11 protein-coding genes are annotated in these 12,409 nt (G+C 44.6%); 2 read left to right on the top strand and 9 right to left on the bottom strand.

Translation table 11 applies throughout. The features are described 5' to 3' along the window. The coding region (locus H6G17_RS33200; RefSeq protein ID WP_206757191.1) for a hypothetical protein at positions 1 to 206 on the top strand (206 nt) is incomplete at its 5' end. 110 nt (positions 207 to 316) lie between these two features. Then, positions 317 to 1,684, top strand: a complete 1,368-nt coding sequence (locus tag H6G17_RS30610; protein WP_206757190.1) for a cellulase family glycosylhydrolase — start codon at positions 317 to 319, stop codon at positions 1,682 to 1,684. Positions 1,685 to 1,839: 155 nt separating this feature from the next. On the opposite strand, the gene H6G17_RS30605 is transcribed toward H6G17_RS30610, so the two are convergent. From H6G17_RS30605 to H6G17_RS30565, 9 genes are all read right to left on the bottom strand, one after another. Beyond that, positions 1,840 to 2,895 (bottom strand): folate-binding protein YgfZ, encoded by a 1,056-nt coding sequence (locus H6G17_RS30605; RefSeq protein ID WP_192162278.1) that lies wholly within the window; start codon positions 2,893 to 2,895, stop codon positions 1,840 to 1,842. Between the two features lie 110 nt (positions 2,896 to 3,005). Continuing rightward, the gene (locus H6G17_RS30600) at positions 3,006 to 3,506 is read right to left on the bottom strand and encodes a hypothetical protein (RefSeq protein ID WP_192162276.1); all 501 of its coding nucleotides are present in this window, start codon (positions 3,504 to 3,506) and stop codon (positions 3,006 to 3,008) included. An 86-nt stretch (positions 3,507 to 3,592) separates the two neighbouring features. Then, entirely contained in the window at positions 3,593 to 4,471 is an 879-nt protein-coding gene (locus H6G17_RS30595; protein ID WP_192162275.1) for a tetratricopeptide repeat protein, read from the bottom strand. Between the two features lie 121 nt (positions 4,472 to 4,592). Next, on the bottom strand, positions 4,593 to 5,966 hold the full coding sequence (locus H6G17_RS30590; RefSeq protein WP_192162274.1) for an AAA family ATPase: 1,374 nt from the start codon (positions 5,964 to 5,966) through the stop codon (positions 4,593 to 4,595). A gap of 349 nt (positions 5,967 to 6,315) precedes the next feature. After that, entirely contained in the window at positions 6,316 to 7,725 is a 1,410-nt protein-coding gene (locus H6G17_RS30585) for an amidase (protein WP_192162273.1), read from the bottom strand. A gap of 142 nt (positions 7,726 to 7,867) precedes the next feature. Continuing rightward, a complete protein-coding gene (locus tag H6G17_RS30580; RefSeq protein WP_192162272.1) occupies positions 7,868 to 9,103 on the bottom strand; it encodes a PQQ-dependent sugar dehydrogenase in 1,236 nt (411 codons plus the stop codon). Between the two features lie 83 nt (positions 9,104 to 9,186). Beyond that, positions 9,187 to 10,338 (bottom strand): beta-ketoacyl-ACP synthase, encoded by a 1,152-nt coding sequence (locus H6G17_RS30575; protein ID WP_192162271.1) that lies wholly within the window; start codon positions 10,336 to 10,338, stop codon positions 9,187 to 9,189. Between the two features lie 53 nt (positions 10,339 to 10,391). Continuing rightward, positions 10,392 to 11,171 (bottom strand): peptidylprolyl isomerase, encoded by a 780-nt coding sequence (locus H6G17_RS30570; RefSeq protein WP_192162270.1) that lies wholly within the window; start codon positions 11,169 to 11,171, stop codon positions 10,392 to 10,394. Positions 11,172 to 11,296: 125 nt separating this feature from the next. Next, complete coding sequence (locus tag H6G17_RS30565; protein WP_192162269.1) at positions 11,297 to 11,899, bottom strand: photosystem I assembly protein Ycf4; 603 nt, start codon at positions 11,897 to 11,899, stop codon at positions 11,297 to 11,299. Positions 11,900 to 12,409 lie beyond the last annotated feature (510 nt).

The following is a 12,409-nucleotide window of genomic DNA, read 5'->3' as shown; positions in this document are numbered from 1 at the left end:
GTTCATTGGATGGAGAAGATCGTGAAATGTTGACCGATTCTCTTTTCACAGAGAAGTATCAAAAATTATATGAAGATTTGTCTCAGGATTCAACATTTCTGGGTGTTGCTAAGTGCAAAGTAGCTCCGAAAACCCTACAGCGTAAATTTTTGGTAGAAGGAAGTAATAGATATAAATCTGTATTGAATTCAACAGCGGAGATCTGACATTGTTGCCGTTTGTTTCAGTCCAAGTATTTATCGGTAGAAAGTATTATACTTTCAGCAACGCCATTGGATAACAGAAACGGTATCAATCAGGGAATCGCTCGGGTACTATGTTTTTTCATTCCAACCAGCTAAAAACTTTATCTTCTGTAGGTTTCAAGTGCCTGTCCGTTCTAAAAATGGGCAAGTTCCTTTTTTTATTTCTTGCAATTGCTTTTAGTTGCTCTGCCGCAAAAAAGAGCGAAAACAATTTCGTGAAAGTGAACAGAACAAGATTTGAAATGCATGGTAAGCCCTATTATTTTGTTGGTACTAATTTTTGGTATGGGTTAAACCTTGCATCAAAAGGAGCTGGTGGTGACAGAGAAAGATTAATCCGAGAGTTGGATAAATTGAAATCTATGGGCATTACAAATCTCAGAATTATGGCTGCTAGCGAAGGTCCCGATACAGAGCCTTGGCGCATAGTACCTGCTTTACAAAAGGCTCCAGGAATCTATAACGAAGAAGTATTAGATGGCTTGGATTTCCTACTTTATGAAATGGGTAAAAGAGGCATGTATGCAGTTGTATGCCTTAACAATTTCTGGCCTTGGTCTGGAGGAATGGCACAGTATGTTAGGTGGCATTCCAAAGAATCTATCCCCTATCCTCCTCCTCAACCTAGTGGTAACTGGGACACTTATCAAAAGTATACTGCCCAATTCTACTCTAATAAAGCTGCTACAGAATCATTTAGGCAGTTCCTGAAATTTATTATTAATAAAGTGAATAGCTATAGTAATACTGCATATAAAGACGATCCTACAATTATGGCTTGGGAGCTAGCGAATGAACCTAGAGGAGTTAATAGCATTGAAGCATTTAACCAATGGATAGATGAGACCGCTAGTTATATTAAAGTACTAGATAAAAATCACCTTGTTACTACTGGCTCTGAGGGTGAAACTCCTTTTAAAAGCGCTGGAAATGATTTTATTAAAAATCATGATGGAAAAAATATAGACTATGCCACAATCCATATTTGGATACAAAATTGGGGATGGTATGACCCTTCAAAGCCCGACAGCACTTATAATGTTGCTAGAAAAAAAATGATAGAGTATTTTAATGTCCATATTAATAAAGCCAAGCAACTCGATAAACCATTGGTTTTAGAAGAGTTTGGGATTGCTAGAGATTCTGAAAGCTTTGCTCCTTCATCGACTACAAAATATAGGGATATTTATTATCAAGAGGTATTTGAAAAAGTTTATCGCTCGATTAAAGATAAAACACCTGTTAACGGAATAAATTTCTGGGCTTGGGCAGGAGAAGGTAGACCAAAGAAACCTTATGGTTCAATTTGGCAAGTGGGAGACAGCTTTATAGGCGACCCTCCTCACGAGTACCAGGGATGGTATAGCATTTATGACAAAGATAGTTCAACACTAGATGTAATTATTAATTATGCGACAAAGGTTAATACGCATAAATAAATAATTCTCAATAAGACGGTTACCCTGTTGAAGCACGCCGCGTCAATGTGGCACGAGTTAGAGCGGGATATTTGGATCGGTAGCGCAGTTTTTCGATTCCCCAACCCTCTTTTTAAGGGGGCAATAGATCGATCGCACATGGTGTGAGTCGCACATTAATCGGGACTACGGGTTAAGAAAGGAACATCGATCGCTTCACCTGTAACTTCTCCGACTTTAACTTGTAAACCAACACCACCAGCTTTGGTGCGGATGTAACCCAGTCCAAAGCTACCCTTATCAGTATCAGTATAGCTGGTGAGAATACCTACTTTCTCCTCACCTACAGTAATAATACTACCTGGCGCGGCTGAAGCGCTGAGGCGAATTCCCCATAGGTGTTGCTTGACTCCCTTGTAAGTATTCAGACGCGCAATTGTCTCTTGACCGATATAGCAACCTTTATTGAAAGAAATAGTTTGCCACAAGCCTGCTTCTAAGGGATTGTAATCTTCAGTCAGTTCTTTATCGGGGACGGGGCGACCTTGTTCGATCCGCAATTGTTCCCAAACGCGATCGCCTAGAGGGACTGCACCAGTTTCTACAAGGCGATTCCAAACGATCGCCGCTTTGTCTGCTGGCACAATTAAGGTAAATCCAGGTGTGGCTAATCCACTCCCAACTGCCACCCGAATTTCTACATCTTGGAGTTGAAGGAGCTGATGGTTGGCATATGCTTGACCGATAATTGAACTCACGCCAAGTTTTGCCAAAACTTCATCGCTTTTAGTGCCAAGGAGACTAAAAATAGCAGTTTCACCAGTTATATCTGCTAATTGGACGCGATCGGCAAAAAAGATATAGCGATCGAGCCAATCTATTAAATACTGACGGCGGTTAGGGGAAACGATTAGCAGTACTGCGTCTTCAGTTAAGTATGCTGTTGCTAAGTCGATCGTGCGGGCAGTGGAAGAGACAAAAACCGTGTCGCAGCCTTTTCCTGGTTTAAGAATTTGAAAATCGTTAGTACTTTGGTTGTGTAAAAAGCGAATGCGATCGTCATCGGTAACGCGAATGATACCCCAGTGGGAGCGATCGCAGATTGCTACACCTGCCCGTACCGCTTGCATGGCTGCTGCATCATTACCAAAACTCACTGGAATCTTGTTTCCGGCAATTTCCTCAAAAATCGCTCCCGCCGCCGCTTGAACTGCCTGTAACTTTTCTCTCATCATATTTTTATGTAATGGGTAATGGGGAAGTCAAAAGTTAAAAGTTAAAAGTCAAAATTTACTACTCATTACTCACTACTTAATACTCGCTCCTCACCCCTCACTCCTCACTAAATCTTCGGTAAACTACTAAAGACTTGTTCGACTGCTGCACCTGCTTTAGTATCTAAACGCTGCCAGTCAATTTCCCCAGTTTCATCAATCAAGCTAGTGTCAATTTCTACCGAACCATTACTGGATGTCAAGTCTGTATTATATTGCTGAAAGCAAACCTGATAGCACAGTTCCCACAGATCGAAATTATACTGTTGGTCTTGGTTTTGTAGAGATAACTGATATCCTGGCTGGGGAGTCGGAAGGTTGGCGATCGCCTGTTCTATTTCTGCCGTGCGTTCTGGAGAAGCACCATCCAACTCTTGCAATAGCAGGATTACCCTAGTTTTCATTTCTTCTGTCGTGTCTGGAGACCAGATTAATACGTTCTCGTAAGTCCCCTGCCACGCTGATTCGTCCAAGTGCTTGCGAATGTGGTCGATGATGCGAATGAACGCAGGTTGCATTAAGAGTTCTGCCTGTTGCCATGCAACTGGATCGGTAATTCTCGGTGGCATGGGTATTCTCCCGCGATGTGGAACAGATATCAACGCGATGCGATCGCGCTGCCGATTCTTTCATGCTACCGTACGCGCCAGCGGAATTAATGCGTGGGGACGTGGAGCGATCGCCACTGAGTATCAAATCTGAGGAGTAGGTTAAACAAAGCTTGAGTTGCTTCTAACAGTAACATTGAAAATGGTACTAGTAAGAAAAGCCAATTAAATAAACTTAAAATCAAAAAAATACTAACACATAGCATTCGTAAGTAAATATTAATTTGATTTAAAAAACTCTTATAGTTAAATACAAAATTATAGAGCGAGTATTTCAGTTTCAAAGCTTCTAATATTCCCGTGAGGGCTTGTTCTTGTAAGGGATCGAGCCGCAACGATTCGCGAAAACATTGTTCAGCTAAATCTCTATTTCCACAATATAAATATAACCAACCTTTAATCGCGTAAGCGGCTGTATTTTCGGGTTCTTGAAAGATTGCTGCATCTAATGTGGTTTGTGCTTCTTGATAGCGGCGTAGGCGTAGTAAAGCCATAGCACGAAGATTGAGACACAACACATGCTCGGCATCCAGGCTCAACCCCTGCTCCGCACTAGATAATGCGCGATCGCGATCGCCTTGTGCTAATTGAATGACTGACAATAAGGCAAAATAATCAGCAATTTCTGATTCTAAACAAATTGCTTCTTGAACTGCTTTTTTAGCTGAATTGAGTTGCTTTTGAATATGAAAAATCTTAGCTAAATTATAATGACTATCAGATAAGTCAGGTGCTAAATATACTGCTCGCTTTGCTGCTTGAGTTGCCTCCCGATCTCGATGCATTTCTATTAAGCATATACTTAACAGAGCATGGGCAAAAGAGCTATTTGGATCGATGGCTAATTGTCGTTCAATTTCTGTTACTGCCAACTTGTAGCGCGATTGCTCGATTAGAATTAATGCTTTGTCTAAATTTACAAACATAGAAATTGTTGCCGTTTTCTAGTAGGGTGCGTTGATTAACGCACCCTACGGATTTTATATAACCGTACTTTATTTAATATTTAAAATGTTAAATTCAAAACAATTTGCTTTTATCTTTTGTCTATTGTAAATAGTTTAAAATATCATCATAAATTCCATTTTCATTAGCATAAGTAGCATAGTTTCGAGCCGTGGCAAACCATTCTGTAACAGAAGGATGAATTAATTCAATTGCGGCTAGGAAATCTCTAGTTGTTAAAGGCTTAGGTATACCTTGCTTAATTGCTAGCTGTAGCTTCCTGTCTATAGCTAAATCTACAACTGCCTTTAAATCTGCTCCAGAAAAGTTGACAGTTTTTTTACTTAAATAATCGTAGTCAATAGCTTCAATTGGCTTATGACGGCAGAGAATACGCAAAATATTTGTTCTTGCATGGCGATCGGGTGGTGGAACAAACATAATGCGATCGAAGCGTCCTGGTCTGCGAAAGGCTGAATCTAAATGCCAGGGAGCGTTAGTAGCAGCTAAAATCAGAATGCCATCATTAGGACTTTCTACACCATCTAATTCGGCAAGAAACTGATTGACAATTTGGCGACCGCTACTATATCGCATATCAGTGCGTTTAGCTGCTAGAGCATCGACTTCATCGAAAAAAAGCACGCAAGGCTTAGATCGTCGTGCCTGCTCGAACAATTCGTGTAAGTTCTTTTCACTACTCCCCAGCCACATATCCAAGACATCATTGATGCCTATAGATAAACATCTCGCTTTAATTTCTCCAGCTGTAGCTCTGGCTAAATAAGTTTTACCGCAACCAGGAGGACCATACATTAATACTCCTCCCCCAATTCGTTGACCGTAAGCTTGATAAATTTCTGGATGTGCTAATGGATGAACAATTTTCAGCCGAATTTCTTCCTTAATGGCATCCATACCACCAACGTCTTGAAAAGTAATTGATGGTTGCTCTAGGGGAGCTTCAACCGCAGTACTAACATCTAATTCATACTCCGGTAGTTTGTATTCTGAAGATTTAGATTTTGGTGATTTGTACTCTGAAACAGAAATTTTATCAGTGGCTACATCGGTATTACCAAGCCGATCCGCCAAGATAGGATCGTTCATTTCTGGATCGAGTGCAATAGCTGTATGAAAATGCACGGATGCATTGGTAGCATCGCCAGCGTGCAGTAGCAAACGAGCGTAGAATAGATGCACAATAGCTGGAGGTTCAGCGCTTTTCAGCAACTGTTCGACCAGCACCATTGCTTGTGAATTTTTGCCTTGGTGATAAAAAGCAGAAGCCAAATTGAATCGGAGAAAATGGTTTTCCGGCATCAATGACAGAGCAAGACGATACTCTTGTTCTGCCTCCTCAAATTGCCCTAATTCCATGAGAATCTCCGCCAAATGTTGACGGAGTGGCAGATTATCGGGCGAAACAAGTAAGGCTGCACGCAAAGCCCGCAGCGTATCTTCACTACTAGTCATAAATGCTTTTAATTCGTCTCTAATATAAGATGCCCATATCGAACTATAAATATTACATTGTGGGTAATGGGTAATGGGTAATGGGTAGTTGGTAGTTGGTAGTTGGTAGTTGGTAGTTGAGTGGTGCGTAAAGCAAGGGTATGGGGTGTAGTGAGTGGTGCATGTCCGAATTGCGAATTGCGAATTGCGAGTTGCGACTGCGAGCATAGCGACTTGCGACTTATCTTGCTCCCTCAGTCCTCTTCACCGACTCCCGACTTCGGTACGGGCGGGTTTTGAACTCAGATGGGGCGCTGGGACGGTGAATTTGTTGCTAAACCCGCCCCTACAACGACTTTTGAATTTTGACTTACTCATTACCAATAGCTGGTCGATGCTGACTCCAGAATTTATTGACTTCGAGTTGAGCGGCGATCGCAATAATGGTAGCTTCGGCTGTAGGACGACCGACAATTTGAATGCCGATGGGTAAACCGTTAGGTGCAAAACCAGTAGGAATAGCGATCGCGGGTAGTCCGCTAGCATTAAAAGGCGGACAGGGAGCAACCCAATTAATGATTTTTTGTAGCGTCTCTTCTGGACTTAATGCTGCCCACTCGCCGACTCGAATTGTTGGGTGCATGTATGTAGGTAAGATCAGCGCGTCTACTGAGTCGAAAAATGCCACAATCTGTCTGGCAATGACTTGTACCTGCGCGACAGCACGAAGATAATCTCCGGCAGAACCCGATTGTTCGAGCAACCACTGATTCATCGGTTGCAAGATTTCTTTTGGTAGTCCAGCATAAGCTACGCCTGCTTGCCACACAGCAGTAAATGGCTCGATTAATCCCGTGAAATCGGGACAGCCTTCTTCTATTTGATGACCCATTGCTTCCAATAACCTCACCGTACCCAAAACTGCTTGTTGACAGACTGGATCTGCCGTCCCGATTTGGGGTAGCGAGTTGGTAAAGGCGATTCGCAGGCGATCGGGCGATCGCATCGTAGCAGCTAGGAATGAGGAATTTGGTGCTGGCAACCAATACGGATCTCCCGTCACGTATCCCGACATCACGTCTAGTAAGGCAGCAGCATCGGAGACAGTACGGGCAATAGGACCGTTTGCGGCGACACCACTTAATTGATCTCCCAATGGGGCATAGGATACCCGTCCCCGTGATGGTTTGATGCCTACTAAACCACAACAGAAGGCGGGACCGCGAATCGAGCCACCTGCATCAGAACCTTGGGCGATCGCGCACAATCCTGCGGCTACAGCCGCCGCCGATCCCCCACTAGAACCCCCTGGTGTATACTCTGGATTCCAAGGATTCCGGGCAGGAGGAAATCCCATCGGCTCTGTATAGGGAAAAGAACCCAATTCGGAAGTGGCGGTTTTACCCAAGATAATAAATCCAGCTTGTTTCATCCGCGCGACTACGGCATCATCGTAAGTCGCGACGCGATCGCGCAGTGCTGGACTGCCATAACTACAAGGGACATCAGTTACGGGATTCATATCTTTAATGGCGATCGGTACGCCAAAAAAAGACGGTAACTCAGCCGGATCTTGAGTGCCAGCTAGCATTTCTGTCTGAGTTTGTGCCTGGACGATCGCCATTTCTGCCATCACCGTAAAATAGCAACCTAACTGCGGATTGAATCGATCGATCCGTTCTAAATAAAGCTGCACTAACTCCCGTGGAGAAACTTCCTTATGTCGAATTAGCCGTGCTTGTTCTAGAGCTGGAGCAAATGCTAGATCGATTGAATTCATAATTCTACAGTTTTGATTTTTGTGTTTCGGTTGCTATAGCTATTCTCAGTTGAATGAGGTACATAGATCTGTAGAGGCGCAAAACTGTGCGCCCCTACGCATGTATTACACCTACATGGGAAACGCTATATTTTTATCTTGCCTATCCTCCAGTAGGTTCGAGACGAATCAACTGCCCATTGTTATCGTCCGTCAAGACGTACAGCAGCCCATCGGGACTTTGGCGCACGTCGCGCACGCGCTGACCGATCGCGATCGCCTGTTGATTTACTACATTGCCCTGAGCATCTAAGTCAATGTGCCGCACATCCTGAGAGACGAGTCCACCCGCGAATAAATCGCCTTGCCATTGCGGGAATTTGCCCCCACTGTAGAATGCTAGACCCGAAGGTGCGATCGACGGTGTCCATACCAGTTTGGGATCTACCATCCTAGGGCGCGATCGCTCTTTAGTAATTTCTTCTCCGCTATATTCGCGGCTATACGTGACGATGGGCCAACCATGATTTCCGCCTGCTTGCACGAGATTGGCTTCATCACCACCCTGCGAACCGTGTTCTGTTGACCATACACGGTTATTCGCTGGATCGAAGCTCAAGCCTTGAATGTTGCGATGTCCGTAGCTCCAGATCGCAGGTTCAGTATCAGTATTCACAAAGGGGTTATCTTGTGGGATCGAACCGTCATCGTTGAGCCGCACAATTTTACCTAGACGACTGCGGCGGTTTTGCGCCTGTTGGCGGATTAACTCGCCATTGAGTTGAATCGGTGGGTTGCCACCATCACCGATCGCCAATAGCATAGTACTGTCAGGCAGCCAGACGATCCGCGAACCGAAGTGTTGCAGACCAGACTTAGTTGGGGAAACCTCAAAAATAACTTGTAGATTGCTCAAGCTTTTCCCGTCAAATGTAGCGCGGGCGAGGCGGGCGCGGTTTGCCTGCTCTGTGCCGTGGGAATATGTTAGATAGACTAAGCGATTTTCAGCAAAGCGCGGATGAACTGAGATCTCCATCAAACCAGCTTGTCCGCCCGTAAGGACTTCGGGAACTCCTGCAATCGGTGTTGGATCGAGTTGCCCATTCCGCATAATTCGCAATTGTCCCGATCGCTCGGTGATTAACATCGCTCCATCTGGTAGCCATGCAAGGCTCCACGGATGGTCTAAGCCTTCTGCTACAGTTGTTTTTTGAATGCCCTGAGCAACAGCAACATTCCCACTGTCAGATACGTTAAGATTGCTCGATGATAAATTGGGAGATGTCGTTTGTGCAGTCGTAGAGGCGTTAGGCTGTTGTGTCAGAGAACAACTCGCGATGGCTAATAGGGCGATCGCACTCCCTACTCCTTTCATCCAACCGTCAATCTTTGCTTTCATAATTTGGCTGTAATAGTTTTTTATCTCTAGAGTGATATATGAATGTGACAGAAAAATGTCGTTCGCGGCGAACCTATTTGTTCCTATTTGCCCAAGACTAAAACAGCATTCTGTCCGCCAAAGCCAAAACTCAAACAGAGTGCGTGCCTGAGTGCTGCTTTTCGCGACGTGACGATTAGATCGAGATCGAATTGGGGCGATCGCAGTCCCGTACATGGCGGTAATATCTGATGATGTAATGCCATCAGACAGAATGCTGCACCAATTGCTCCAGAAGCTCCCAAAGTATGCCCCGTGGCTCCTTTTGTAGAACTTACAGGAACTCCATGAGGAAATAAATACTGAATTATTTGGGCTTCGCGCTTGTCGTTGAGCTGAGTTGCCGTACCGTGTGCGTGAATGTAATCAATGTCTTGCGGCGTGAGATTGCCGCGCTCCAAACATTGTTTGATTGCCGCGATCGCGCTTTTCCCCGTTGGCTCTGGCTGAGCTGCATGAAAAGCATCGTTTGTCAAGCCAAAACCTAGAACGCGACCGTAAACTTTTGCCGAACGCTGCTGGGCTGCTTGTGCTGATTCCAGTACTAGTACAGATGCGCCTTCCCCCAACACGAATCCTTCTCTATGACGATCGAATGGATAAGCGCCAGCGATCGCCAGTGCGCCCATCTGCCCAAATCCAGCCAAAGTTAAGGGGGTAATCGGCGCTTCCACTGCGCCAACGATCGCCCGGTGACATTGCCCAGTTTTGATTAATAAACTCCCTTGAGCGATCGCCCAAATCCCCGTCGCACATGCTGCCATTGGGGACGATACTATACCTGTTGCCCCAATTTGCCTTGCTGCTACTGTGGCGATCGCATTTGGCAGAGTTTCTAAGAATTCGGAATTCGGAATTCGGAATTCGGAATTAATTGATAATTGATAACTGATAACTGATTTTTGAAGTTCTTCCCAAACTGCTTGTTGGCTGCGGCTAGAACCGATGACTACCCCGCAGTCTGGTAAAGGTGATTCTAAGCCTGAATCTTTTAGAGCAGCTGCTACTGCTAATTGAGTTAACTCGATCGCATGTGTTGGTTGCTCGTCAATTAGTGCTAAAGGTCGAGCTGCTAGTTCTGAGAAGGGCTGCTGTAAGCTAATGCCGATGCGATCGAGTATTAAGTTTTCCCAGCTAGTTTCTAAGTTTTTTCCCAAGCTGGAAATGAGACCAATACCTGTGACAACAACTTCCACACTTTGGGGTAAGAGTTAAGAGTAGGGGCACACGCCGTGTGCCCAGAGATTAATTATTTGCCACCGTTTTTCAGCTTGTCACTGCCTTCAGTCACTTTAGCAGAGTCAATGCGATCGCCCTGTTGAATTTTGTCTACTACGTCCATGCCGCTAGTCACTTTACCAAAGACGGCGTAATCCCCATCGAGAAAACTCAAATCGGCAAGGGCGAAATAGAACTGAGAAGAGGCGGAATCTGGCTGTTGCGATCGCGCCATAGCTACAGCCCCTCTAAGATGCTGTAAAACTGGTTGTTTTCTAACTCCCGCACTTTTCAGCGTCCGACTGTAGAGCGGATCTGTTGCCCCTGTGGGCTTAATTTCTAAAGGAATCTGACGTTCTGTTCCTGTATTTGGATCGATAAAACCGCCAGTTCCTAGACGCTGAGGTGAAAAATTGGGGTTTTTGCTTTGCGGGTCTCCTCCTTGTACCACAAAAGGTTGTTCTGGTGGTCTGCTCTGGGGACCGATCACTCGATGGAATACGAGTCCATCATAGACACCCCGTTGTACCAAATCGACAAAATTGCCAGCAGTAAGAGGTGCATTCTTGCCATCTACCTCGATAGTAATTGGCTGCCCCTTTACCGTCATCACAACTGTTGCCGTTCCTTCTAGAGTTGGTAAATTCTTCATTTGAACGCTACTTGTTTGAATTGCAGGTACAGGTGTGGTTTCAGCTACCGTATTATCGGGGGAAGCAGAATTCGCCACTTGGTTAGGCGTACATCCTGCCAAACATAACCCACCAATAATGAAAACTAAAACCAACCACTGCTGAACTTTTAACTGCATTTGCCTCTGCGATCGCTATAGGTAAAAAAATTCAAAAGGCTAAATCGTCCTTCCGAACGCTTTACCAGGGTACATCCGGTTTCCCCAGGCAAATTCTGAATTTTTAATTAAATTACTTGATGAAATTACAGTCCTTCTAGCGGCACAGCTAAAAATCGAGCCAATTCTGCCCCATCGTTCTCTAGCTTTGTAATAGATAGGGGTTGACCTACTCGCGTCAAGGGAATATTTCGTCTTCCTTTGACTCGTAGATAAAGTTCTCGACGGGGATTCAAGCCTTCTTTAATCTCTAAACGCACAGCTTGAATGTCTTGTATGGGGGCTTTAATTTCAATGCGGCGGTTTTTCCCGGGAAATCCCCACCGAAAAATGCGAAATTCGCCCTTCTCCTTGTCAAACTCATTGTAGCCGCCGCCTACGTCCAGCAAAATCATGCCCCACAGATACAGCGCTAGCAGCAGACCTGCTACTCCATAAAATCCAATCGCTATCCCTTGGGGAACGAAAACGAGCTGGGTCGGCTCGGCAAAAGGAATTAAATTAATTTGCAAGTAACTAGAAAGTCCAGCCAAGAAAAAGCCTATCCCACCGATGGAAACGACTGTAGCCCACCAGTAATTGCTGAATCGTCGCGATCCTAAAACTTTTTGATTCAAGCAGCTGGAGGTACTATTTTTATTTGCTTTAGCTTCCGAATCGCCGGAATTGGTGGTTGTTGATGCCGTCATGTCACTACCCTGCTCAGTTAAACTACTGAAGGCGGTTTTCCACTCTTATTATTCACACAGTAAGTTGCCTGGTTCAACTGCGAACAATCTGAGAGAACTGCGAAAACTTGTGTCAAATTGTAAAAATTCTCATATTTGATTAGACTATAATCTAACACTAAACACTCAATCCGCTTTTGTGGATTGGGATTGAGGTGCGGTCACTGCGATCGATTAAGAAACATTAATCAGCCGTGCTGTCAAGTTGCTGCTTTTCGCAGCAACACTGGCATGGCATTCTAGTGAGAAAGGCGTTAGTTACTACAACGATTTTCTTGCCTGCGGAGTTGGATCTAAACCATCTCCTAGTCAACAAAAAGTTAATTCCTCAAAAAGCGTTGCAATTTTTAGTAAACCCAGAGGATTTTAAATGACAATTGCAGTAGGACGCGCACCGAGTCAAAGAGGATGGTTTGACGTTCTCGACGACTGGCTCAAGCGCGATAGATTTGTATTCGTCGGCTGGTCAGG

The organism is Chroococcidiopsis sp. [FACHB-1243] (genome assembly GCF_014696895.1).
Classification (GTDB): Bacteria; Cyanobacteriota; Cyanobacteriia; order Cyanobacteriales; family Chroococcidiopsidaceae; genus Chroococcidiopsis.
Note: the sequence above shows the minus strand (reverse complement) of the source record. Positions and strands in the feature narration are given on the sequence as shown.